A 25,451-nucleotide genomic window follows, 5' to 3' on the forward strand; every position below is an offset into this window, starting at 1 on the left:
CGCAAAACGCTCGGCTGGGATACCCCAGCCGAGCGTCTGCGTGATCTAATCACCACCAACTAACAGCGGTGTTGCGTCGACCCCTTGAAACCGCCCGATGGAAGGGCCCTTTCGTCGTCCGGGGACCAGCGCCGATCCTTTCTCGCGCTCGGCCGGTCGTTGCGGTGGCAACCCGTCGTGAGGACTGTCCCCCCGAACACGCAAAAGGGGGCCTCCTCCCGCGGTGCGGGAGGAGGCCGGACGGAGGGCAGCGGACTAGATACCGGCTCCGTCGTTCTGCTCGGCGTTCTGCTCATCGGTGCCTCGAGGAGCGGGCTTCTCCCCGTCGTGGTCACGATGATGTGCGCCGGGTCCGCGTTCGTCGCGGGTCGCGTCGCCGGGTCCACGTTCGTCACGGAACGGCCTTTCGCCTTCCTCGGATCCGGTGTCGCTGTCCGAACGGGGTCCACGCTGTTCGTCGGCGTCACCTCCGCGGTCGCCCGGGCGATCACCCGGTCCGCGTTCGCCGTCATGTCGAACGTCCGGCGCCGAATCGGGACGTTCGTGCCTGCGCTCGGCGGAGTCGTCGTTCTTCCGGCCGTCTTCCGCCTGCTGCGTGTCTTCCTGGGTCTGGGCGACCACTTCACTCGGGCCTGTGGGATCGTCTGTGGCCACTGCGGTTGCGACTCCCACCGATCCGGCCGCCACGGCTGCCGCCGCGACACCCGCGATGAGCCATCGCTTGTCGATGCGCATTGTTTTCGCACCCCTTTCGTTACCTGTCCGCATTACCGACGGTAGGAACCGCAGATGAAATCTTCCTGAGAAACGGTTGTGGAATCGGCGTGCGATTCGATGCGGATCGTCTGTGCTGCAACATATTCTGTGACAGGTGCCACAAAAGGCGAGGCCCGCACCGGTCGGTGCGGGCCTCGTAGATCGGGCGGAGACTATGCGAGCGACCGGGCCATACCCCGCTGCACGGCAGCGATGATCTGAGGCCGCAGTTCGGCGGCGGGAACGATCCGGTGTACCGACCCCACACGCTGGGCACGCTGGATATTGTGGATCGCCTCGAACTCGGCGGCGACCTCACCCAGTTTCTCGGAACGCACCGTCGTGCGCAACGCTGCGAGTTCCACACCGAGGCGGGACTTTTCCCCGTCTTCGGCTGCCGCGAACCGGGACTCGAGTTCGACGGTCCGGGCATCACCGGCGGTGCGCTTGTTGACGTCCCGGGTGAAGACGACCGCGGCAGCGGGAGCGCCGCCGAGCACGGACGCGAACGAGCCTTCGACCGCCAGCACCTCCATGTTCTCGTTCAGCGCGCCGGAGAACACGACGAAGGCGCCGCCGTGGTAGCGGGAGACCACCACGAACACGATCGGACCGTCGAAATTGACGATGGCACGGCCGATTTCGGCACCGTACTCGAGCTGGAGGTTGCGCAGCGACTCGGGGGACCCGTCGAATCCCGACAGGTTCGCCAGCACCACGAGCGGCCGGTTGCCGCTGGCGGCGTTGATGGCGCGGGCGGTTTTCTTCGACGACTTCGGGAACAACGTGCCCGACGTCCACTGATCCGGTCCGTCGGTCGGGAACCAGCCCTTGCGCGGGATGGCGCGGGACTCGATCCCGATCACGGAGACCGGGATGCCGCCCAGGTGTGCATCGAACACCACCGAGGTGTCAGCGTCGGCCATATCGGCCCAGCGCTCGAGCACCGAGTGGTCCTGGTCCACGACCGACCGCATCACGGTACGGATGTCGAACGGCTTCTTGCGATCGGGATTCGTCTCGGACGAGAAAATCTCGCCGACCGTGGTGAAGTCGCTCGACGGGTGGACGTGCGGGTAGAGACGCACGTCGCGGTCGGCCGGGTCGAGCGACTCGGCTGCGCGTGGGAAGCGCTCTCCCGGAGCGACATACGCGTGAGCGTAGTGCGCGAAGAGGGTCTCGACAGCCACGCGGAGGTTCGGCGCCCAGTACTGCGCCTGGCCGTTCGGCCCCATCACGCGGTCGTATCCACCGATACCGAAGTTGTCCTCCGCCGAGACACCGCCGGAGTAGTCGAGCGACTGCTTACCCGTCAGCACCATCGCGCTGTCCGGGGTCATGACGAGAATGCCCTTGGTGTGCATGAGCATCGTCGCTTCGGCGTTCCAGTACGGCTGCGCGCCGACGTTGATGCCCGCGACCACGATGTTGATCTCGCCGCCGTTCTGAGTGAACGTGATGATGCGGCGTAGTCCCCGCGACACCCAGTCCATGTTCTCCGTCCCGGAGTCCATGGAGATGGTGGCACCCGACGACAACGCGAACCACTCGACCGGAGCACCGAGGCGCTCGGCCAGATCGATCGCTGCGACGAGTCGGGAACACTCGGCTTCGGCGACGGTCCCCAGTGCCTTGGTCGGATCGCCGAACAGGGCCACCCGTGTCATGCCCTCGGGGTAGCGGGGCGTCGGGGTGTCCACGATCCCGACGATCAGGCCCGCGGTGTTGCGTCCATACGGGCGGTCGACGGCAACGAACTGCCCCTGCTCGTCGAAGTCGTATTCGGTGAAGGTGCCGTCACCGCCGGTGAGCAGAGGAATCAACTCGTACGGGTACACGGTGCCGCGCGCACGCGACCGCTGCACCTTCTGGGTGTACTCGTCGAGCGGCTTGAGCGGTTCCTTCGGAGGTTCGGTGACCCGCACGACGACACCGGCACCGGAACGGTACGAGAATCGTAGGGCCACTTCGCGCGCTTGCTGATCCGGGTTTTCGCGCAACCGGCCGATGACGGTGATCTCTTCGAGGCCGGCACCCACGGTCAGCGGTGCGGCACTTCGGGCGACCCGGCGCAGATCGTCGCTACCGAGGTCGACGACGGGCCAGACGTAGAGGACGACGCGGTTGGTCTCGAGCCGTCGCCCGCCTCGTGCGGCCTGCGCGCGACGCATCCCGTCGAGCGAACTCGCGAGCGCGCGTTCGAATGCGGGAAGGGACACGATCCTGCCGGCCTCGTCGCGCTGCTCCGTCAGATCCCGCACCTCGGTGAGGGCGATGAACCGTTCGTCGGACGGATTATCCTTCGCGACAAGGTGATAGAGGTAGGTGTCCGGGCTGGACGGCAGGCGCGTGCCGTCGAAGTTCTTGAGGCGCCACAGATCGAGTCGCTGCCCGGTCAGGGGATGGATGTCGCGAATGTTGCCTTCTTCGGCGTACCCGGATTCGTGTGCGCGGAAGGTGAATACGTGTTCTTCGGCGATATCGGTGTGGCACACCGTCACGGTGACTCGGCGCACCCGGGAGATCGTCTCCCTGACGGAGAGGATCGAGGACAGGACGGACGCCTGAGCGTCGGCATCTGCCGGTGCGTCCTCCCATGCGACATAGAGGTCGATCACCAGGTTCTCGATGTCGGGCAGGTCCGAAGCCGATTCCTCGATCGTGTCCAGTAGCGACGAGAGATCGGCGTGGGACGTCTCCGCCGAGATCAGGTAGAGGCGAGTGCCGCGCAGATCGAAGTTGCCGGTGACGAACTGCCGTCCGTCGACGACACAGGAGCGCACGTCTTCGAGGGTCCGGATCTTGTAGGCGCGACGGGTGATGACCTCGAGCAGCGGACCGGGGACCGTACCGGGTCGCGAAATCTGCTGGGCGAGAAGGTCGACGAGGGGCTCGGGGGTTGCGACGAGCGAGTCGATCCGCTGCGCGTAGTCGGCGGCGTGCGGATGCTCCGCGAGATAGGCGAGCGATCCGCGCACACCGTCGTACACCTGCTCGCGGGCCTTGCGGATGACCGGTTCTTCGAAGTAGCGGTAGCGCAAGTTGCGGGCGATGTCGCCGACGACCGGGAATCGGACCTGGGTCGCGACGATCAGCCGGTCGAGGACCTCGTTGAGTTCGTGGGAGAGTCCGGATTCCATGTCGTCGCGTTCGACCCAGCGGTCGAGCAGTGCGGTGACCACCGGGACGTGCGTTTCGATGCGTTCGAGGGCGAGGAACAACCGGTACACCGCGTCTTCGAGATCGTGGTTGCGCTCGAGTTCGGTCACGTCGTAGTGGTGCAGTGCGCGTGAGAGGCGAGCGCGGAAGCTGTCGGGAAGTCCACCGACCTCGACGTCGAGCGACTGCAGGTAGCCGTGGAAGAACTCGCGCGGACTGTGTACGCGATCTTCGGTGTTCCGCTCCTCGTCCGTCGGACGGTTGCGCGAGAGTTCGCACACGTCGGCGAACGTGGTGAGCAACGAGAGTTCGGCGCGGACGAGATCGCACGACTGCACTCCCTCGGAGAGCCGCTCGTATTCGGCGAGCAGTGTCGCGGTGCGCTTGGCCGACACGTCGTAGCCGGTGACGAGAGCCCCGAGCGAATCGAGTCGTGCGAGGGCGTCGGCGGCGTGGTCGTCGCTGAGAACCGGTGCCGGCGTGGGGAACTGGACACGCTCGACCGATTCGGTGACGACCTCTTCGACGATCTGATCGAGACGCAGCAGTGGCGCCCCGGCGTCCACCTGCGCGTTCACCACTCCGAGGATCTCGCGGACCTTACCGGCGAACGGCGCGCGGACGGCCGTCTCCATCTTCATCGATTCGAGAACGACGAGGGTCTGCCCCGCCTCCACCTCGTCGCCGACCGCGACGGGCACGGCCACGACGACGGCGGGCGCGGGGGTACGGACGACACCTGCCTCGTCCTGGCTGATCTGGTGGCTGATCCCGTCGACTTCGACGAGGAAGTGCGCCGGCCCGGCGATCGAGACGATGTGGTGGCGCCGTCCGTCGAGCGCGAGGCGTGACTCGTAGTCGCCCAGACGCTCGAGTTCCACGTCGAACTCGGAGACCCCGGTGTCGAGGCGGTACCGGTGTGGGCCGACCTGTCCGACGACGAGTTCGTACGCCTGGCCCTGGTAGCTCAATTCGATCTTGCGTCCTACGGCGTGCCGGGCGCGGGGCCGTCCGCCGCGTGCGGAGGCGAGGAATGCGGCGCGTTCCCGGGCCTCGTCGGCGTCGTACACGTCGACAGCGGTTGCGACCAGCGCGATGTCGGCGACCTTCGTCGGTCCGGTTTCGCTGCCGGCGCCGGTCCGGTCGAGCCAACCGGTGTCGGCGGACGCGTCGACGACCTCGGGACGGTCGAGCAGGTCGAGCAGGAAGGACTTGGTGGTCGTGCCACCGTCGAGGACGACGGTGGTTTCACGCAGAGCGGTGCGCAGCCTGGCGAGTGCTTCGGCGCGGTTGCGCCCCCACGCGATGACCTTGGCGACCATAGAGTCGTAATCGGGGGGAATCACGTCTCCCTGGGCGATGCCGGTGTCCACACGCAGACCGGAGCCGAGTGGGAACTTCAGCAATTGGACCGTGCCGGGCGCGGGTGCGAACCCGTTGGTGGCGTCCTCGGCGTTGAGCCGGGCTTCGACGGCGTGGCCGAATTCCGGAGGGCACTCGCCGGGCAGCGCCTCACCCGATGCCACGAGGATCTGCAACTTGACCAGGTCGATGCCGGTGGTCACCTCGGTGATCGGATGCTCGACCTGCAGGCGCGTGTTGACCTCGAGGAATGTGAAGGTCTTCAGGTGAGGCTGGTAGAGGTACTCGACGGTGCCGGCACCGCAGTAGCCCGCGGCACGCACGAGATCGGCGGAGACCTTGCGAAGGTGATCGGACTGCTCCGCGGTGAGCAGGGGCGACGCCGACTCCTCGATGACCTTCTGGTTCTTGCGCTGAATGGAGCAGTCGCGAACACCGGGGGCCCACACGTTGCCGTGCGTGTCGGCGACGACCTGCACCTCGACGTGGCGTGCGTCGGTGACGAGGCGTTCGATGAAGACGACGGGGTCACCGAAGGATCGTTCGGCTTCACCCTGGGTGCGCTCGAGCGCCAATTCGAGTTCGTCTTCCGCGTAGACCTTGCGGATGCCGCGTCCGCCACCGCCGGAGCGCGCCTTGATGATGAGCGGGTAGCCGATGGCCTGGGCATGTCGCCGGGCGTCGGCGCGGGAGTCCACGGGTCCACCGGACCAGGGGGCGACCGGCACGCCGACCTTCTCGGCGAGAAGCTTGGCTTCGACCTTGTCGCCGAGCAGGCGCATCGCGTCCCCGGACGGTCCGATGAAGGTGATGTTCAGCCGGGCACACAGGTCCGCGAAGGCGGGGTCTTCCGCGACGAAGCCCCAGCCGACCCAGACTGCGTCGGCCTTCGCTTCGAGGAGTGCCCGCTCGAGTTCGGCGTGGTCGAGATAGGGGGTCGCGGCGGTGGTCGAGGGGTGGAGAGTGACGCCCTCGTCGGCCTGACGGACGAACATGGCCCGGCGTTCGGCGTCCGTATGCAGAGCAATCGTCTTGATGCCGTAGCCGTGTTCGGAATTGAGTTCCCGGACAGCCCGGATGAGACGGACCGCCGCCTCGCCCCGGTTGACCACTGCGATCCGCTTGAACATACTCGTTGCCACCGTTCTCCATGGTTGTGCGCGCAAGTCACGCGCGCGTCGGAAAGGTCCACCCCGACGAGGAAGACAATTTATCCGGTCCTCGGCCCCTACGTCACGAATCGGTAAACGCGAGCGGGCACATCTCTCCGTCGACTCCTCGTACATCGTGGTGGGCTTGCGTGTCTCGGTCACCGACTCTGCGAGTTCTGGCGACCGATTCGTCGAAAGCGGTGCGAACGCGCCCCGGTCCTCATCCGGTGGTCGCCGCCGTCGACGACACACACCCCCGTGCGGATGGAAACGCCCCGTACGGCTAACAGCATGGACGAAACATGAGGGTTTGTCACGTTTGGCTCCCGAACGCGGCTCCACCTGCGAAAACTCGCGTATCGGAGGCGTTTCAACACCGTTTTTCGCGTCTCTGGCCCCCGGGAAACAGTGCGAGGGGGTGGAACGGCCGACCCGTACCGCGAGGTAACACCGGCGGGTAACTTCGGCGGTGGCTTCGTGTTCGCTTCGTACTGCCGGGTATGTCCTTGCGGCACAAGGACTTCGGTGGCAAGGGTTGTGCGTGTCGTGCGAACCGGCCTGGTTCCGGAACTCGTGGTGTGACATCGATCACGAAGGCTGAATGCGCTGTCCGCTCAATGGAAATGCGCTGCCCGCCCGATGGAACTGCCCGCCACCGGCGGGTACGTGGCGAATCGGGTCCTGCCGACCCTCGCCGCCGATCGTGACCCGCCGATTTCTGGGACAGTGGATGACAGCAAGGCCTACGAGGAGGTGCCGATGCCCGGCTCAGATCGACCCGAAGTATCCGGCGAGTTCGAGACACCCGAGCGTCGGCGGGAGCGCATCGCGGGACAGGTGCGACGCTGGTGCGACCGGTGTGCGATCGACGGCCGGCACGGACCGCTCTCCGATGCGGCAGCGCTGGCGCTCGCTGCGGGCTACCTCGACGAGGGAGCGCGAACGGTGCTCGCCAACCGACGGCGCGCAGGGCGGAGTCTGCCCACCCTGGACGGCTTCGGGGCATTGCGCCTGCTGTCCGACGAACTCGCACACGTCACCGCCCGGGCGAGCGGACAGCGACCGGGAGCCGCGCGACTGGTTCTCGAGTTCCGCGCGAACGAACTCGGCAAGCGGTTGCGCGCCGCCGAACATGCCTTCCTCCATTCACCGTCGCACTACGCGCAGGGTGTGCGTGCAGTGCGCCGGGAACGCCGCGACGGCCTCCATCTGGAACTCGATCAGCGAGAAGCCCTGTTCGCGGCACTGCGGCGCACTCCGGCACCGCTTCCGGTCGCGCCCACCGAGCAGGCGCGCGGGGCTGCTCTCTCGATTGCCGTGGACCGGGTCTCGCGATGGTCGGAACGAACACCGGTCGCCGATGCCGGCCGGCGCGCGGCCGACATCCTCGCCCGCCGGATGCCGGAGGACGACGACCGGTTCGCCGACCGGTACGACACGCTGTTGTTCCTTGCCGGCTCGCTCTACGACCGGATCGAGTCGTCGGCCGCGTGGCGGTCGGAGTACTTCGCGGTGCAGCGTGCCCAACTCGATCTCGCGGAGGAGGTCACGCAGATCGCGGTGGACACTGTGGCTCTGCGCGGACTGCTCACCGAACTGCGTGCCGCGCTCGGCAGCGTCTCCGGCGAGGGTGGCGCGGCCGCGCGGGCTGCGTTGGAGCAGCGGGTTGCGTCGCTCGGTCCCGTGTGGGACCAGCTTCTCGCCCGCGTGGCGGCCCTCGCCAGGATCGGCGACCTGCTCGGCAATGCCGAGAGCCGGATGAGCATGGTCGACGTCGCGCGCCGCACCGCGAGTCTCGACGATCGCATCGACGACCTCATCGGCCGCTCGGGTGCGCGCGAACTCTCTGCGGAGAATACGGACTTCGTCGGGGACCAGTTCGGGTCGGCGGCGGAGCTCATCGGGTCGTTGCACACCGCGCTCCGGAGCGACATCGCCGAACTCACCCGGAAGGATTGACCGTGTCCGTTGTGTCCGGTCACAGCTATTGAGCCGTTAGCAGGGGCATGCCACCCAGTCCAAGAAATGTGAGGTGCTTCACTGGTGGAAATGTCCGATTCGGTGGTATCGTCCTCGCGTTCATTCGGGGTTGGACGACGGGGGTGGCGCGAGTGGTTTCACGGCGGTTGTGGGCGGGGCTCATGGTCGGGATCTTGGCGGCTTTCGTTGCGGGGTGTGGAGGGGACACCACCGTGACGGTGGTGGACGATCCGCCGCTCGAATCGGCGTTCGAGGCGGTGCTCGCCGAGGGGCAGGAGCGCACCCTCGGGGACCTCGCCCAGGTCGCCGACCTGAAGGGCGAGGAATGGGACCGCATGTACTACTTCCGCGTCCCTCTGCTCATGAGCGAGGTCAACCGCATCCTCGGTACGTCGGGTGTCGTGTGGAAGGATCTTCCGACCGTCGGTGCCGAAGGCATGATCGTGTTCATGTCGGAGGGCAACGTGGTGCACGCCGTCGTCGACCGTTCGCCCGCCCTCGCTCTGAGCGGATTCGCCACTGCCGACTCGGTTGTCCGTCCGGATACCTCGGGCGGGCTGGGCAAAGTCGGCGTGGAGGCCAAGGGGAGATAAGACCGGACGTCATGTTTGTCCGGATCGCGGTGTACGTTTCTACGGGAAGAGAAGTCGAATCCTTCCGAAGAGGTGCACGGTGGCGCGGGTAATCGCGACGATCAACCTGAAAGGTGGCGTCGGCAAGACCACGACGACCGCTGCATTGGGCGAGTTCATGGCGGCGGAATTCGGGCAGCGAGTCCTGCTCGTCGACCTCGATCCTCAGACGAACCTCACGACGATGATGATCGGTGAGGAACGCTGGAAGGAACTGAACGAACTCGACCGCACCCTGGCGGCGCTGTTCCGGGGCGCGATCGAATCCGATACAGCGGCGTTCGATATCGAGAAGGCACTGCAACACGACGTCTCACCGGTCAAGTCCGTGCGTGGGGTGGATCTTCTCGCGTCGTCCCTCGATCTCATCGAGATCCAGGAGGGGCTCAGTCATCGGCAGTACGCGGATCCCGGTTCGCACCGGCCCATCGAGATCCTCACGTCGGCGATCGAACCGATCGCCGACCGCTACGACTACATCCTTCTCGATTGCCCGCCCAATCTGGGCATGCTCACCCTCAACGGGCTGAGATGCGCCGACGGTTACCTGATCCCCACGATTCCGGACATCCTGTCCACGTACGGTATCCCGCAGTTGCAGAAGCGGATTCAGGAGTTTGCGCAACGAACCGGACACCCGCTCCGGGAGATCGGTCTCGTCATCACGAAGTATCGCAGCGCATCGAATCTGCACCGCAGCATCATCGAACAGTTGCAGCGCGACGACCGGATCGCCGACGTCGTGCCGGCCTGGGTACCCGAGGCGAACCAGATCGCGGCGTCCGCCGAGTTCGTTCCGTACGGCACGCTCAAGCGCAAATACGGCAACACCGGGCAGTCCGACGCGCTGCGCATTCTGACCGAAACCATCCTGATGAACGCGCAGGTGTACCTGTGACGAATCCGGACACCGGTGAGGCCCGCCTCCGCATGCAGATCGGCGAGGCCACCGCTGCACTGCTCCGACTCGACGACGCCGCGCCGGGTGCTGCAGGAACACTCGTCGCACTCGTGCGTGTCGTCGCAGACGAAGCCGCCCGGACCCCGCGCTTCGCGAAGGCACTGTCGGCCGTGCTGGCTCCCGAGAGCAGGCCCGCACCGATCGGAGCACCAGCCTCGAGTTCCCCGGGCCCCGCCTGTGCCACGTCACCGGACGCGCCGGCACCCCGGAACCGAGTTGTGCCGTCGGCGGTGAAGACGCCCACCAGGCGCGGCAAGCGTGCCCCCGGCCCCTTCGACCCGTTCGTGATCTTCCGGGACGGGGGTGAGTCCGGGCTGCGGGACAAGCTCGAGACCCTCGATGTCGAGGCACTGAAGGACATCATCGCCGAGCACTCGATGGACTACGACCGCCTCGCGATGCGGTGGCGCACCCCGTCGAAGTTGCGCGATCGCATCGTCGAACGTGTCAAAGCCTTGACTACCAAGGGAGACGCATTTCGGTGATGGTTCACAGAAACTATCGTTACCAGGCTGAGACCCGTAGGGTGAGCAACAGAGCCCCCGAGTTGTGCCGCGACACCGTCGCACCACTTCGCGTCGGTTTTCGGGCACGAGAGAAGGACAGCACGCATGGGTGATATCGCAGGTCAGGGCATAGCCGCTTTTGTGACGGACGTCCAACAAAGAGGCGGACGCGCAGAGCCGATCGACGACCACCGAACCGTGAAGGTCTGCGGTACCGACGGCGTCGAACGCGTGGTCCGCGTCCGCGTGACCGCGCGGGGGCCGTGGCTCGCCCGCCGACAGGACGGCATCGCCGGCAGCGACGAGACCGGGTCGTCGCACTGGGTGTTCGTCGACCTCGGTCAGACTCCGCCCGCCTTCTACATCCTCGAGTCCGCCGAGATCGAAGCCGGAATCGAAGAAGAGGTCGCGCTGTGGCTCAGTGAGCGCCCCGGCCGCACCGCTACCGGAAGTCATCCCATCGCGCTCAGCGGCGTCGCGCACGGCCACGACCGCTGGGATCTGCTGGGCCTCGACGCAGTCAAGGACACCACCCGTGCCTGTACGCCCACTCGGCGGAGCACCCGCCGGACGGCAGCACCGGCCGCACGTCCGGCAGCTCAGCCGGAGGAGATCGATCCGCGTGTCTTGGTGTGCGCCGATGTCGGCGGCTACCGCGTGCAGGGACGCTTCGATCCGGCGTCCGGCGCTCTCGAAATCACCCGTGGACCGATGGAGGGCCGGCGTTTCCCCGACCCCACCACCGCGGCCGACGCGGTCTCGGGCTTCCTCAGCGGCGACATCGAGTCGCACGACGGCGACACCTTCTGGCGGCTCGACGGACCGAAGGCTCTCGCCCTCGGCGAATACCTCGCTCGCAGCAACTGACAGGTTTTCCGTGGGTGCGCGAGCGATCGGGACGCGGTCGTCACACCACGACGGCGTACGCCGTGCCCGTGCGGATCCACAGCGCCCCTGAGCCCGCCGTTGCGCCCTGCGCCTTCAGCTCGCGTTTGAGGATCTTGTTGGTCGCCGTGACCGGGAGGTCTGCGTCGATCCGGACGTAGCGTGGCCACGCCTTCGGGGACAGATCGGTCTGCGCGGCAAGGAATTCGGAGAATTCGTCCGGACTCAGAGTGGTGTCGTCCCGGAGCACGATCGCTGCCATCACCTGGTCGCCGACGTGTTCGTCGGGCACCCCGTAGACGGCGACGCGGCTCAATTGCGGTAGTCGCTGAACGATGCGCTCGATCGGCGCGGCCGCGAGATTCTCACCGTCCACGCGCATCCAGTCCGCGGTGCGTCCCGCGAGGTAGATCCAGCCGTCGGCATCCTTGTATGCCAGGTCACCCGACCAGAACATGCCGTGCCGCATCCGTTCGTCGGTGGAGTCCTGATCGTTGTAGTAGCCGGTGAAGAAGCCGCCCCCTTGCGTGTTGACGAGTTCGCCGATGGCCTTGTCCGCGTTGGTCAGGGCACCGTTGGGGTCGAACTCGGCCGGCGCGCACTGCGTGACGGTGACGGGGTCGTACACCTCGACGCCGGCCAGTCCTTTTCCGATGGAGCCTTCGGGCGTGCCTTCTTCGCGGGTGATGATGACGGCTGTCTCCGTCGAACCGAACCCGTCCCATACTGTGCAGCCGAACCGCCTCGCGAACTCGACGATGTCGCGGTCGGTCGCCTCGTTGCCGAACGCGACCCGCAGCGGATTATCCGCGTCGCCCGGCTGCTCGGTCGTCGCCAGCAGGTACGCGAGGGGCTTGCCGACATAGTTCATGTACGTCGCTCCGTAGCGACGGATGTCGTCGAGGAAGCCCGACGCGGAGAACGTTGCCGGCGCCATGGCCGCGCCACTGCACAGCGACACACACCACCCGGCGAGGATCGCGTTCGAGTGGAACATCGGCATCGACAGATAGGCGACGTCGTCCGAGGTGATCGAGAAACGCGACACCAGGTTGTTGCCCGCGAAGATCACCATGATCTGCGCCAGCAGAACGGGTTTGGGGTCGCCACTCGTTCCGGACGTGAAGATCAACATGAACGGATCCATCATATCCACTTCGCGGTACGGCTCGAGTGGAGGCGCACCTTCGACGAGCAACCGCCACTGCGGGCTCGCGACGTCGAGCACCGTGGCGTCGCCTAGGTCGAGTCCTTCGAGCAGGGGCGCGTGGGCGGGATCGGTCAGCACCACCTGGCAATCCGCGCGCCGGATGTCACCGGCCAACCCCTCGCCGCGTCGCGTGGTGTTGATGCCGACCAGCGGGAACCCGCCGAGCCCGGCGGCAGCGACTGCGTGCAGCATGTCGGGTGTATTGCCGAGCAGCGTGCCGACGTGCATGGGCCGGTCACGGTCGAGAATCGACAGCAGCGCCGAGGCCTGAGCCGACGCCTCCGCCAGATGCTCGCGCCAGGTCCAGCGTCCGGTGTCGTGAACGATTGCGGCGGTGTCGTTGTCGAGAAATTCGCGCAGCGCCTGCTGAATGGTGTCGGCCATGGTCGTCGTCCTCAGTGGGGTCGAAGGGGAGTGACGGGATCGGAAACCACCGGGGTGTCCGGTGTCGGTCTCGCAGAACCGGTGAGATGCCGGGTGAGGAAGAAGATCTGATGCGCCACGGTTGCGTCGAACCAGTCCTTGCCCGGCCATACGTCGAAGTGGTCGCAGGGGTAATGGCGTACCTCGGCGCGCGCACGGAACGCCGCCTGCGCTGAAGCGTGCGGTGGGGCGCTGCGATCGAAGTCGGCGATCTGTACCAGTGCCGGGCACCGGACCGACGCGGCATGTCGTCCGGGCCGGTACCGGCCGAGCGACAGCACGATGTCCGCGTCGATTTCGTTGCGCCAGGTCGGTCCCGCGAGGGCGAGATAGTCCTCCCGGTGCCCGTCGAGGTTCAGCGCAGCTGCTTCTCCGGGACCGCCAACCAGTGGAATGATGCTGGGGCCGCGGCCGATTCGCGTACCCAGCCGGCTCCGTATCCCGGAAGCCGTGGACCGCAGCATGGCCGAGGCGGGTGTATGCCGGGCGGCCAGCACACCGGCGGAGAGTCCGTCGACCAGGGGAGTCAACGCTATGAGCGCCGCGACACCCGGGTCCTGCGCCGCGATGGTCAGCACATGACCGCCCGACAACGACACGCCCCACAGGACGACTCGATCCGGGTCGGCGCCGGGGAGGCGGCGCGCTGTATCGACCGCTGCGCGGTAGTCGGCGAGTTGGCCGTCGATGTCCACGCGTTGCCTCCGGCCACCGCCCGAGGACCCGAAACCGCGATAGTCGAACGCGAGGACGTGCATACCGGCGTCGGCGAAGCGCTCCGCGAACGGGGCCAGGCCCGAATCCTTCGTCCCGCCCAGCCCGTGCGCCATGACCACGACGGGAGCCCGGCCGGCGACCTCGAACGGTCCCGGTCTCGCGGGAAAGTGCCAGGCGTCGATGTCGGCGTCGCGCGACCGGAATTGCAGAGACCGGAATGTCATCGGGTGCCTCCGCCGGCCCGGGCGGTCCCGGCCGGAAGTTCGTGTGTGCGGATGTCGTGCTCGTATGCGAAATAGTCGAGTTGCTGGGTGTGCCGCGGCCGGTCGAGCATGTGGCCGGTGTACTTCTGCTGGTCCGCGGTGATGACACGTTCCATCTCGTCGTCCCCGGGTAGCGCGTACCTGCCCACCGCGTACGCCGCGATCACGCGGGCCTGGCATTCGACGAACGGGAACAACGTCGGCGTCGCCTGGGCGAATCCGGCGAAGGCGAGATCCGGGAACCCGGGCGCGAAGATCCGCTTGTAGAGCGCGATGTGGTTGTCGGGCGCGCTGAGGAAGTCCGGATCGAAGAACGGGAAGGTGATGTTGTACCCGGTCGCATAGACGACGATGTCGACTTCCGTCGAGGTACCGTCGACGAAATGCACTGTCCGGCCTTCGAATCGCGCGATGTCGGGTTTCGGCGTGATGTCGCCGGAGCCCAGTCGCAGCGGCAATTCGACCGACTGGGTGGGATGGGCTTCGAAGAACTTGTGGTTGGGGGAGGGGAGGCCGTACAACTCGGGTCGGCCGGAGAGCAGCGGTTGCCCCCATTGGGCGAGCTTGCGTTGCCAGGCCAGCGGCACGTACGGGACGGTCCGGTAGTACTTGTCGGCAGGACGCCCGGCGATGTACTTGGGGACGATCCACGCACTCGACCGAGTCGAGAGTGTCACCTCCGTCTGCAACGTCCTCGACGACAGTTCGACGGCGATGTCCGCGGCACTGTTGCCGATTCCCACCACCAGGATGCGTTTGCCGGCGAAATCGAGCGGTGTCCTGGGGTCGATGTAGTGGTGGGAGTGCATGGCCTCTCCCGTGAACTCGCCCGGGAATTTCGGGATCCTGGGGTCCCAGTGATGACCGTTGGCGACCACGAGGAACTCGAACCGCCGGGTGCCGCCGTCCGCGAGGTCGAGTTCCCAGCCCCCACCCGGCAGGTGCCGTGCCTGGCGCACCTCGTTGCCGAACTCGATGTTCTCGCGCAGGCCGAACGCGTCGGTGTATGCGTCGAGGTAGTCCTTGATCTGGGTGTGATGCGGGAAATCCGGATAGGACTCGGGCATCGGAAAGTCCTTGAATGACAACTGATGCTTCGACGTATCGATGTGGAGGGAGCGGTAGGCGCTACTGCGGCCGTTGGGGTTTCCGAATGCCCAGTTCCCACCGACCCGGTCGGACATTTCGAAGCACGTGTAGGGCACCCCGTAGTCGGACAACATCTTGCTCGTGGTCAAGCCGCTGATTCCTGCGCCGATGACAGCGGTGCTCGGTGCCGACATGTGACCTTTCCCCAGCCTCTGGTGATACCCATTCTTCGTGATGACGGTCACAATGTAGAACACGTTCCGGGAGAGAGCCATGCTTCGTGGATGTCGGGCGGTGCGCCGTCGCGACAGCGGTTCGCAACGCTTACCGAATCGGATCCTTAACGGTCCACGAGGAGGAGAGTCGCTACGTCGCGGCTTGCGCACCCCCGGGTTCCGGCGCCGCCATCGCGGCGAGGTGGGCGAGAAGATCGGGGTAGCGGCGCGTGTGCGCGCCACCGTTGAGATCGATGGTTGCGCCCGTCATCCACGACGCCGCATCCGAGACGACGAACGCGACGACCTCCGCGACCTCCTCCGGCCGCCCGGCGCGGCCGAGGGGTGTGTTCTCGAGATAGTCCTCGCGCAAACCGGGTACCAGCGCGACCCCGGCTGTGAGCGGGGTGTCGACCAGACCGGGGGAGACGGCGTTCACCCGCACGCCTCGTGCACCCAGTTCGAGCGCCGCGACCTCGGTGAGCATGAGGACGCCGGCTTTCGCCGCACAGTAAGCCGCCATCCCGGGCGCGGGTTGCCGCCCGTTGAGCGAGGCGATCGTGACGATGCTGCCACCGTCGCGCACCACCCGCCCGGCATGTTTCATCACCAGGAACGCGCCGGTCAGGCACACGTCGAGCGTGGCCTGCCAGCCCTCAACCGTGAGTTCGGTGATTGCCCCCGGCACCGAGACCCCGGCGCATTCCACGACGACATCGGGCGCGCCCTCGGTGGCGGTCACCTCGGTGAAGAGCGATTCGACGCTGTTCTCGTCGGTGACGTCGACGGGCATCGCCCGCGCTCGGCGGCCGAGTTCGCCGGCACGCGCGTGCGCGGCAGGTTCGTCGAGGTCCGCGATCACCACGTTCGCACCGCGGCCGTGGAGCAGGCGGGCCGTAGCCCAACCGATCCCCGACGCTCCGCCGATCACCACTGCCGTCCTGCCGTCCATTCGACCCCACCCTTCTCGACCGACACCGGAACACGCCTGTCCGACGAGTCTGGACAGTTGTCCGGCAATTGGGCAAGGTATTCGCCCACAGCGTGAATTCCGAGGCCGCAGTGGTGGCCGAGTACGCCGGAGAGAAACGAGTGGTGCCGTGACCCGACCCTTATTCGCGACCCGGTTCGACTTCCGTGCGCCCGGCGCGGCACCACGTGAGCGGCACGCGATGTTCGCACGCGCACTCGACCTGGTCGAATACGCGGAATCCAGCGGGCACGACGCCGTCATGGTGTCGGAGCACCACGGTTCGGAGGACGGGTACCTGCCCAGTCCCCTTCCGGTCGCGGCGGCGTTCGCAGCCCGCACCCGCACGATCCCCATCACCGTCTCGGCGCTGATCGTCAACCTCTACGACCCGGTGCGCCTCGCCGAGGACATCGCCGTGGTCGATCTGTTGTCCGGGGGCCGCGTGTCGTACGTGTTCGCGCTGGGATACCGGCCCGAGGAGTACGCGCTCTACCGCCGGCCGTGGACCAGTCGCGGACAGGACACGGAAGCCGCGCTCGAACTGGTGCTCGACGCATTGCGCACCCAGCGGGTGGACCGTGCAGGACGGGTCGGTGCCGTGACCCCTGCCCCGATGTCCCGGCCGCATCCGTTCGCCTATTACGGAGGCGGCACACCGACTGCCGCGCGCCGGGCAGCGCGCTTAGGCCTCAACTTCCAACCGCAGATCGCCGACGAGTCGTTGCGCGACCTCTATCGTGCCGAATGCGAGCGGCTCGGACGCCGACCCGGGCACGTGATGATGCCCCCACCAGGTCCGGCGACGGTGTTCTGCGCTGCCGATCCGGACGCGTTCTGGGCGCGGTACGGACACCACCTGCTCGCGGATGCCCGCGGTTACGCCGCGTGGCAGCAGAGCGGCACGGTGTCGTCGCACGTGTTCGACGGGTCGACGACCACGGAGGAACTGCGGGCTGCGGGCACCTATCTGGTGGATACGCCCGACGGGCTGGTCCGGCGGTGCAGGCAGGGCAGTCTCCCCGTCATCACTGCTCATCCGTTGTGTGCGGGCATGCCGGAGGAACCGTCGTGGGACAGCATGCGGTTGCTCGGGGAAGTGGTCGTCCCGGCACTGCGCGAGGATCGGGAAGCAATCGCCGAGAACCGCTCCGCGGGCTAGCTTCGCGATTTAGTCTGGGACGCATCTGCTTGCCCTGCAGGCTGACGACGCGCGCCGTCGGGTGCGTGTGGTTCGTTCTGCATCGTCGAGATCGTCGCTCCGGCGGCGTGAGGAGGACCGATGAACGCGGTGATTGCTCCGGTCGAGCCGACCCGGCCGTTTCCCCCTCGACGCAAGCCGAAGGGCGCGGTCATCCGCGACCTGATCACCACGACCGATCCGAAGACGCTCGGGTTGATGTACATCGTCACCTCCTTCGTCTTCTTCCTCATCGGCGGGCTGCTCGCACTGCTGATGCGCACCGAGCTTGCGCGTCCCGGCCTGCAGTTCCTGTCCAACGAGCAGTACAACCAGCTGTTCACCGTGCACGGCGGAATCATGCTTCTCATGTACGCGACCCCGGTGGTGTTCGGGTTCGCGAACTACATCCTCCCGCTGCAGATCGGCGCGCCCGACGTCGCCTTTCCCCGGCTGAACGCGTTCAGTTACTGGCTCTTCCTGTTCGGTTCACTCACGGTCGTGTACAGCCTGGTCACGCCGCGAGGAGCCGCAGACTTCGGGTGGACCTCCTACATGCCGCTGGCCTCGGAGGAACACACTCCCGGTGTCGGCGCGAACCTCTGGTTCCTCGGCCTGGTCATCACAGGTCTCGGCACCATCCTCGGTGCGGTCAACATGATCACCACGGTGGTCTGCATGCGCGCTCCCGGTATGACGATGTTCCGCATGCCCATCTTCACCTGGAACATCTTCATCACGATGATCCTGGTGTTGCTGGTGTTCCCGCTGCTCGCGGCCGCGTTCATGGGTGCGATCGTCGACAGGGTTCTCGGAGGCCACATCTACGATCCGGCCAGTGGTGGTGCGATCCTCTGGCAGCACTTGTTCTGGTTCTTCGGGCACCCGGAGGTGTACGTCGTTGCGCTGCCGTTCTTCGGCATCGTCTCGGAGATCTTCCCTGTCTTCAGCCGCAAGCCGATCTTCGGCTACAGCGGCCTGGTCTACGCGACCATCGCCATCGCCGCGCTGTCGATCGCGGTGTGGGCACACCACATGTACGCGACCGGCGCCGTTCTGCTGCCGTTCTTCGCATTCATGACATTCCTGATCGCCGTCCCGACAGGCGTGAAGTTCTTCAACTGGATCGGCACGCTGTGGAAGGGGCAATTGACCTTCGAGACACCCATGCTGTTCGCCGTCGGATTCATCATCACGTTCCTCTTCGGCGGCCTGTCCGGCATCATCCTGGCGAGCCCGCCGCTGGACTTCCACCTGCACGACTCGTACTTCGTCGTGGCGCACTTCCACTACGTGCTCTTCGGCACCATCGTGTTCGCGACGTACGCCGGCATCTACTTCTGGTTCCCGAAGATGACCGGACGGATGCTCGACGAGCGCCTCGGCAAGTGGCACTTCTGGCTGACCTTCGTGGGCTTTCACACCACGTTCCTGGTGCAGCACTGGCTCGGTAACGAGGGCATGCCGCGTCGGTACGCCGACTACCTCCCGTCGGACGGGTTCACCACGCTCAACACGGTCTCGACCATCGGTGCGTTCATCGTGGGGGCCTCGACGCTGCCGTTCCTGTGGAACGTCTTCAAGAGCTACCGCTACGGCCAGGTGGTCACCGTCGACGATCCGTGGGGTTTCGGCAACTCGCTCGAATGGGCGACCAGTTGCCCGCCGCCGCGGCACAACTTCACCGAGTTGCCGCGCATCCGGTCGGAGCGTCCCGCGTTCGAGCTGCACTATCCGCACATGTCCGAGAAGATGCGCACCGAGGCGCACGTCGGACCGGGCAGCAACAAGCGCGAGGTCAATGTGCTCGAGGGGGCCGATCGTTCCCCGTCGGACAGCACCGACGAAAGCCGGTGACCCGACCTCCCGTGCCTCAGGGGCCGGGAGACGGGTCGGGGACCCCGATCACGAGAGCGCGTGCGCGCCGCTTCACAGCGGCGGTGTCGCCGACGCCGAGAACGTCGAGCGACGCGGTCGCGAGCATTTCGGGAAGCTTCGCGTCGACTCGTTCGTCGTCGGCGCGGATCGCGATGGCCGACTCGACGAGCCGGAACGGTAGGCCCGCCCGGGGATCGTTCTCCCCGACTATCTCGGTCGCCAGATCTCGATAACGAATCGCCAGCTGCTCCCGCTCTGCCCGGAAATGCCCGAACCGCTCGGTGCGCACCTCGGGCAGCAGATACAGCGCACCGAGATTCCATCTGCCCGCGCACAACTGGGCGGTGTCGAACCAGGCCAGTGCGCACAACCGCACCGCCGGGGGGTGGTTGTCGTCCAGACTCGCGTCGAACTCGATCGTGGGTTCGACGGTGTCCTCCAGTAGTGCGACGAGGATGTCGTTCTTCGTCGCGAAATGGTTGTAGAGCGACGCCTGCCGGATGCCCACCGCGTCGGCAATGAGCCGGGTCGACGTCGAGGCGAACCCCCGGGTGGTGAAGAGTTCGGCTGCGGCATCGAGGATTTCGGCACGCGCGGTGGCGCCGGGGCGACGTGGTTCTCGTAGCCGGGGACGGCCCGGTCCTGCGTGGGTCACTCCCTCACCATGGCACAGCGCTCGCGTGTGCCGCGCAATCGTGTCCGGAGGTGAGAACTCCGAAATCAGGACGAAACATGGGTCACGGAGTTGTTACGCGGCGGCAATTCCCCGCATATGCGCACTCGGAAAACTGTCGAGTGACAGTTTCCCCGAGCGCCACGATCGGAGCACCATGACCGAGACCCTCGCGACGGCCACCACCCACGCCGCCCGCGCCCACGCACGGGCACAGTCGGGCATCGTCACCGACGGTATGCCTACTGTTCCGGCGTCCGCGTGGCCGGCGGCTCCCACCGGACGTGCCGCCTCCCTCGTCTGGGCCGAGACCGTGCCCGGTGGCCGCTACACGAGCAAGGTGCTCGCCCGGGGAACTCGCTTGCGGCTCCGCGACATCCACGGTGCAGCCTGCGCAAACCTCCTGTTGTTCCGCGCCGACGCCCCGCACGAGCGGCTCAACGTCGCCGACACGCTGAAAGTGCCGTGGCAGGCGTATCTGGGAACCGGCCATCCGCTGCTGTCGGATCAGGGCCGAGTGCTCGCCACGATCGTCGCCGATACCTCCGGCCGTCACGACGCGCTGTGCGGCACCACCCACGTCGCGGGAAACACCGCGAAATATGGAGTGGGAGAGCTGCACTCGCAGGCTCCCGCCGGACGTGAACTCTTCACTGTCGCCGCCGCAAAACACGATCTCGCCCCGCGCGACCTGCCCCCGTCGCTGTCGTTCTTCCACGGCGTGCGCGTCGAGGATGACGGCACGCTGATGAGCACCGGCTCGGCTGGGCCCGACACCTACGTCGAATTGATTCTCCACCTGCCGGTGATCGTGCTGCTCGCCAACACCGCGCATCCGCTGGATCCCGCAGAGGAGTTCCCGACCAGCACGCTCGAAATCCTCGCGTGGCGAGCATCCGCCGACCTCGACTCGCTCCCCGCTACCAACCCCGAATACCAGCGCGCCGTGCTCAACACCGAAGACGCCTGGGCTGCCGCTGCTTCCGGAATGGAGAACTGACATGACCGCCACGCTCGACTCCACGGACCTCGCTCTCGTTCCCGGCCGCGTCCTGCTCGACGAGGTCGTCGGGGTACGCGGACCCTGGTCGGCCGTCGTCGCCGCGGGCGACGTACTCACCATCGTCGATCTCCACGGCAACCAGGCCGTCGACACCCTCGTCTACGACGCACACGACCACACCGCCCGCTACAGCGCCGCCGCCACCGTCGCGGGTCAGGGCAACCTGTTCCTCACCACCGGATCGGTACTGCGCGACGCGGACGGCGGACCGCTGATGACACTCGTCGCCGACGAGGTGGGCATCCATGACACGGTCGGCGGCGCCTGCTCGCAGGAATCGAACACCCTGCGCTACGGGCACCACACCAAGCACCAGCACGCGTGCGTCGAGAACTTCCTCATCGAAGGCGCGAAATGGGGTCTCGGCAAGCGCGACCTGGTTTCCAACATCAACTTCTTCATGAACGTGCCAGTCGAGGCGGACGGCACCCTCGGGATCGTCGACGGCCTGTCGGCACCGGGTAAGCGTCTCGCGATCCGTGCCGAGCGCGACGTGCTCGTTCTCGTCTCGAACTGCCCTCAGATCAACAACCCCTGTAACGGTTTCGATCCGACTCCGGTGCGGATGATCGTCACCCGGCCCGAGGAGGCGTGAGACGCCCATGACCACCAAGATCACGGTCGAGCGTCCGGGGATGCTCACCACCGTCCAGGACTACCCAGGTAGGACCGGGTACTGGCAGGTCGGTGTGCCACCGTCGGGTCCGATGGACGACCTGTCGTTCCGGCTCGGCAACGTCGCTCTCGGCAATCCCGAAGGTGCGCCTGGACTCGAGACCACCATGGCCGGACCGGCGCTCCGGTTCACCGAAGCCACCGAGGTCTGCGTCACCGGCGCACCCGTCACGATCCGGGTCGACGGCACGGCCGTCCCGCAGTGGCGTCCGGTCACCGTTCCCGCGGGCGGCCTGCTCGACATCGGCGCCGTCACCGGGCCCGGCCTGCGTGCCTACGTCCTCGTCCGCGGTGGTCTCGACGTGCCCGAATTCCTCGGCAGCGCTTCCACGTTCACCCTGGGGACGTTCGGAGGACATGAAGGCCGGACCCTGCGCGACGGTGACGTGCTCGTCGTCGGGGAAGCCGCCGAGGGCACCAGCTCTCCCGTCCCGTCCGAACACGTGCCGGCGCTGAGCAGCCACTGGGAGATCGCGGTGACGGAGGGTCCGCACGGAGCCCCCGAGTTCTTCACCCGCGCCGACATCGACACGCTCTACGCGACCGAGTACGAGGTGCACTTCAACTCCGACCGTACCGGCGTCCGGCTCATCGGCCCCAAGCCGCAGTGGGCACGCGCCGACGGCGGAGAAGCCGGACTGCACCCGTCCAACATCCACGACAATGCGTACTCGATCGGCGCACTCGACTTCACGGGCGACACACCGATCCTGCTCGGCCCGGACGGCCCGAGCCTCGGCGGCTTCGTTTGCCCCGTCACTGTCGTGGCGGCGGACCGCTGGAAGCTGGGGCAACTCGCCCCGGGCAACACGATCCGTTTCGTGCCCGTGCGGTCGGAACGCGCGGCGTCGCGCCGGGACCTGGGTGTCGCACGGCGAGCGGGGCTCTCGCTCGTCTCGTCGTCCGGTGGAGACGGTGACGACGGTGTGCTCACCCGCCGTGACGGGAACACGGCCGTCACCTACCGGCGCAGCGGTGACGACAACGTCCTCGTCGAATACGGCGACATGACACTGGATCTCGCTCTGCGCGCCCGCGTGCACGCACTGCACCAGCGACTCGACGCCGAGCGCCCGTCCGGACTCCTCGAACTCACACCGGGCATCCGGTCGTTGCAGGTCAAGGTGGATCCGGACGTGTTGCCCGTCCCGAAACTGCTCGGATTGCTCGGCGAGGCCGAAGAGGCCATCGGTGACAGCGACGAACTCGAGGTGCCGAGCCGCCAGGTGCGCCTGCCGTTGTCGTGGGACGACCCCGCGACGCGGGAAGCCATCCAGCGCTACATGCACGGCGTCCGCGCCGACGCACCGTGGTGCCCGTGGAACATCGAGTTCATCCGCCGGATGAACGGTCTCGACACGGTCGCCGACGTGTTCGACACGGTCTTCGCGGCCGATTACATGGTGCTCGGCCTCGGCGACGTGTACCTCGGCGCACCGGTAGCGACGCCGCTCGATCCCCGTCATCGCCTCGTCACCACCAAGTACAACCCGGCCCGGACGTGGACCCCGGAGAACGCCGTGGGCATCGGCGGCGCCTACCTGTGCATCTACGGCATGGAAGGCCCCGGCGGGTACCAGTTCGTCGGCCGCACCACACAGGTGTGGAACCACCGGCATCCGGAACCGGCCGGCCCGTTCGAGGACGGCACCCCCTGGCTGCTCAGGTTCTTCGACCGCATCTCCTGGTACCCCGTCGACCCCGAGGAACTGCTCGACCTGCGGGCCGACCTAGCAGCCGGGCGAGGTGGGGGAGTCGACATCACCGAGGGCACGTTCTCGCTGGCGCGGCACCGCGAATTCCTCTCGGAGAACGCCGAATCGATCGATGCCTTCCAAGCGGTCCAGTCCGTGGCATTCGCTCAGGAACGGGGTCGTTGGGAAGCCGGCGGCGCATGACCACGCTGACAACCGCCGCGGTTTCGGGCACCCGTTTGGAGCGAACGCTGCTCTCTCGTCCGGGTTCGGCTCCGGACACCACGACTCGCGTGACGTGGCTGCAGGGCGACAGGCTGTACTGCGACCTCCGTCAGCCCGTGTCCATGCCGTGGGTCTCGGCACCGTCGCTGGGTTCGATGAGTATCGACGACCTGCTGGTTCTCGCGACGCAGGACGGTTTCGCCGGGCAGTTGCTCGGCCGAGGTACGCATGTGGAATGGAACCGCGTCGTGGCAGTGCATCCGGCAGGACCGCACCCGGATGCGGGAACCCTGGGCATGCTCGACGACACCACGATCGTCGAGCACGGCGTCTTCGAGGACTACCTCGAACACTGGCGAATTGCCGCCACCTCCACCGACATCGACGAATCGCTGCTCGAGGACGTGGACACGGGTGCTCCTGCGGTTCTGGTGCGGGTCGGCGACGACTTCGCCTTGGCCCGGGGGCGCGTGACGCCGCTCGGCTCACATCCCTTGGACGAACAGATACGCGGGGCGGCCACGCTCCGTGCAGCGCGAGAACTGATGGACTGTGAAATATCCGTCGGGGCAATCGAAAACGGTGCTTGGCGCATCTCCGCCTCCACACTCCCGTTCCGAATCGGCGCTCTCCTCACTCCGGAAGCCACCGGGATTCTGTCGACCCACGACACCGATGTCGAGGGCCGCCCGGCGACCCGAAGATTTCGCCGACTCGATTCCCCCGACAACGAACCGAAAGGCATGTCGTGACGTTCACCAGTATTCCGACCATCGACGTCACCGACCTCGTCACCGGCGACCCCGTGGGTCGCCGCAGCGTCATCGACGAATTGGGCCGAGCAGCACGAGAAGTGGGCTTCGCCCAGATCGTCGGACACGGGGTCGACCCAGCGTCCTTCGACGCCCTTCGTGAAGCCACGGAGCGCTTCTTCGCCCAGCCCGACGATGTGAAAATGAAGGTCTACATCGGCAATTCGACGAACCACCGTGGGTACGTTCCCGCAGGTGAAGAAGTCTTCGCCGGCGCGACCCCGGATCACAAGGAAGCCTACGACCTGTCGATCGACCTACCCGCGGACGATCCGGACTACCTCGCCGGCAATCCGCTCCTCGGGCCCAACCAGTGGCCCGACCTCGACAAGTTCACCGAACCGGTATCCGAGTACTACGACGCGGTCTTCTCCCTGGGGCGAGTGTTGTTGCGTGCCTTCGCGGAAGCGCTCGGAGAGCCCGCGGATCTGTTCGACCGGCATGTGACCACCCCGCCCGCGCAGCTGCGGCTGATCCACTACCCATACGACCCGAGTGCCGCCGATCGTCCCGGCATCGGTGCCCACACCGACTACGAGGTCTTCACCCTGCTGCGTCCCACCGCCCCCGGGCTCGAGGTGGTCAACGCAGACGGAACGTGGATCGACGTTCCCTTCGCCGACGATGCCTTCGTGCTGAATATCGGTGACCTACTGGAGATCTGGACGAACGGAGAGTTTACGGCGACGTCACATCGGGTGCGTAAGGTATCGCAAGAACGTTATTCGTTCCCGTTGTTCTTCAACGTCGACTACAACACCTGGGTCGAGCCGTTGCCTCAGTTCGTCGGCACAGACGGACCGCGATACGACGGCGTGAGGGCAGGCGACCACCTGTTCGCACAAACCGCGCAGAGTTTCACCTATCTCCAGCGCCGACTCGCCTCGGGTGAGATCACCCTGCCTGACAATGCACGACCCCTCTACTCGCTCGGACGCGAAGCCCAACGCAGCGCTCCTGCCGTCTGATCTC

The 25,451-nt window shown here is 66.6% G+C and carries 19 protein-coding genes; 12 read left to right on the forward strand and 7 right to left on the reverse strand.

Annotation, left to right across the window (positions count from 1 at the left end; translation table 11 throughout):
• Window positions 1–255: 255 nt before the first annotated feature.
• Together AC0B44_RS18320 and AC0B44_RS18325 are read right to left on the reverse strand one after the other, a co-directional pair.
• Window positions 256–735 carry a hypothetical protein gene (locus AC0B44_RS18320; protein WP_471904239.1) on the reverse strand — a complete coding sequence of 160 codons (480 nt, stop codon included), beginning with the start codon at window positions 733–735 and terminating at the stop codon, window positions 256–258.
• Between the two features lie 194 nt (window positions 736–929).
• Window positions 930–6,407, reverse strand: coding sequence for an ATP-binding protein (locus AC0B44_RS18325; protein ID WP_471904286.1), 5,478 nt, complete (start codon window positions 6,405–6,407; stop codon window positions 930–932).
• A gap of 780 nt (window positions 6,408–7,187) precedes the next feature.
• On the opposite strand from AC0B44_RS18325, the gene AC0B44_RS18330 reads away from it, so the two are divergent.
• The 5 genes from AC0B44_RS18330 to AC0B44_RS18350 all read left to right on the forward strand — a co-directional run bounded on the left by AC0B44_RS18330 (window position 7,188) and on the right by AC0B44_RS18350 (window position 11,374).
• Window positions 7,188–8,387 carry a hypothetical protein gene (locus AC0B44_RS18330; protein WP_471904240.1) on the forward strand — a complete coding sequence of 400 codons (1,200 nt, stop codon included), beginning with the start codon at window positions 7,188–7,190 and terminating at the stop codon, window positions 8,385–8,387.
• A 152-nt stretch (window positions 8,388–8,539) separates the two neighbouring features.
• On the forward strand, window positions 8,540–9,001 hold the full coding sequence (locus AC0B44_RS18335; RefSeq protein ID WP_471904241.1) for a hypothetical protein: 462 nt from the start codon (window positions 8,540–8,542) through the stop codon (window positions 8,999–9,001).
• A 79-nt stretch (window positions 9,002–9,080) separates the two neighbouring features.
• Window positions 9,081–9,938, forward strand: a complete 858-nt coding sequence (locus tag AC0B44_RS18340) for a ParA family protein (RefSeq protein ID WP_471904242.1) — start codon at window positions 9,081–9,083, stop codon at window positions 9,936–9,938.
• Window positions 9,935–10,486, forward strand: coding sequence for a hypothetical protein (locus AC0B44_RS18345; protein ID WP_471904243.1), 552 nt, complete (start codon window positions 9,935–9,937; stop codon window positions 10,484–10,486). Before AC0B44_RS18340 ends, AC0B44_RS18345 begins: the two co-directional genes overlap by 4 nt.
• 126 nt (window positions 10,487–10,612) lie before the next feature.
• On the forward strand, window positions 10,613–11,374 hold the full coding sequence (locus AC0B44_RS18350; RefSeq protein WP_471904244.1) for a hypothetical protein: 762 nt from the start codon (window positions 10,613–10,615) through the stop codon (window positions 11,372–11,374).
• 40 nt (window positions 11,375–11,414) lie between these two features.
• On the opposite strand, the gene fadD1 is transcribed toward AC0B44_RS18350, so the two are convergent.
• From fadD1 to AC0B44_RS18370, 4 genes are all read right to left on the reverse strand, one after another.
• Window positions 11,415–12,986: a fatty-acid--CoA ligase FadD1 gene (gene fadD1, locus AC0B44_RS18355; protein ID WP_471904245.1), complete on the reverse strand. Its 1,572-nt coding sequence runs from the start codon at window positions 12,984–12,986 to the stop codon at window positions 11,415–11,417.
• An 11-nt stretch (window positions 12,987–12,997) separates the two neighbouring features.
• A complete protein-coding gene (locus tag AC0B44_RS18360; RefSeq protein ID WP_471904246.1) occupies window positions 12,998–13,966 on the reverse strand; it encodes an alpha/beta hydrolase in 969 nt (322 codons plus the stop codon).
• The gene (locus AC0B44_RS18365; protein ID WP_471904247.1) at window positions 13,963–15,288 is read right to left on the reverse strand and encodes a flavin-containing monooxygenase; all 1,326 of its coding nucleotides are present in this window, start codon (window positions 15,286–15,288) and stop codon (window positions 13,963–13,965) included. The genes AC0B44_RS18360 and AC0B44_RS18365 overlap by 4 nt, the downstream gene beginning before the upstream one ends.
• A 172-nt stretch (window positions 15,289–15,460) precedes the next feature.
• Entirely contained in the window at window positions 15,461–16,261 is an 801-nt protein-coding gene (locus AC0B44_RS18370) for an SDR family NAD(P)-dependent oxidoreductase (protein ID WP_471904248.1), read from the reverse strand.
• A 148-nt stretch (window positions 16,262–16,409) separates the two neighbouring features.
• Between AC0B44_RS18370 and AC0B44_RS18375 the strand changes: the two genes are divergently transcribed.
• Together AC0B44_RS18375 and ctaD are read left to right on the forward strand one after the other, a co-directional pair.
• Window positions 16,410–17,441: an LLM class flavin-dependent oxidoreductase gene (locus AC0B44_RS18375; RefSeq protein ID WP_471904249.1), complete on the forward strand. Its 1,032-nt coding sequence runs from the start codon at window positions 16,410–16,412 to the stop codon at window positions 17,439–17,441.
• 120 nt (window positions 17,442–17,561) lie between these two features.
• Complete coding sequence (ctaD, locus tag AC0B44_RS18380) at window positions 17,562–19,316, forward strand: aa3-type cytochrome oxidase subunit I (RefSeq protein ID WP_471904250.1); 1,755 nt, start codon at window positions 17,562–17,564, stop codon at window positions 19,314–19,316.
• Between the two features lie 16 nt (window positions 19,317–19,332).
• Here the strand turns inward: ctaD and AC0B44_RS18385 are convergent, their stop codons facing one another.
• Window positions 19,333–19,992, reverse strand: coding sequence for a TetR/AcrR family transcriptional regulator (locus AC0B44_RS18385; RefSeq protein WP_471904251.1), 660 nt, complete (start codon window positions 19,990–19,992; stop codon window positions 19,333–19,335).
• 175 nt (window positions 19,993–20,167) lie between these two features.
• On the opposite strand from AC0B44_RS18385, the gene AC0B44_RS18390 reads away from it, so the two are divergent.
• The 5 genes from AC0B44_RS18390 to AC0B44_RS18410 are packed head-to-tail and all read left to right on the forward strand — an operon-like array spanning window position 20,168 to window position 25,447.
• Window positions 20,168–21,010, forward strand: a complete 843-nt coding sequence (locus AC0B44_RS18390; protein WP_471904252.1) for an urea amidolyase associated protein UAAP1 — start codon at window positions 20,168–20,170, stop codon at window positions 21,008–21,010.
• A 1-nt stretch (window position 21,011) separates the two neighbouring features.
• Complete coding sequence (locus AC0B44_RS18395) at window positions 21,012–21,668, forward strand: urea amidolyase associated protein UAAP2 (RefSeq protein WP_471904253.1); 657 nt, start codon at window positions 21,012–21,014, stop codon at window positions 21,666–21,668.
• Between the two features lie 7 nt (window positions 21,669–21,675).
• Window positions 21,676–23,646: a 5-oxoprolinase/urea amidolyase family protein gene (locus AC0B44_RS18400; protein WP_471904254.1), complete on the forward strand. Its 1,971-nt coding sequence runs from the start codon at window positions 21,676–21,678 to the stop codon at window positions 23,644–23,646.
• Entirely contained in the window at window positions 23,643–24,419 is a 777-nt protein-coding gene (locus AC0B44_RS18405) for a hypothetical protein (RefSeq protein ID WP_471904255.1), read from the forward strand. The genes AC0B44_RS18400 and AC0B44_RS18405 overlap by 4 nt, the downstream gene beginning before the upstream one ends.
• Window positions 24,416–25,447, forward strand: a complete 1,032-nt coding sequence (locus AC0B44_RS18410; protein WP_471904256.1) for an isopenicillin N synthase family dioxygenase — start codon at window positions 24,416–24,418, stop codon at window positions 25,445–25,447. The genes AC0B44_RS18405 and AC0B44_RS18410 overlap by 4 nt, the downstream gene beginning before the upstream one ends.
• Window positions 25,448–25,451 lie beyond the last annotated feature (4 nt).

Source organism: Rhodococcus sp. NPDC019050, assembly GCF_055664235.1.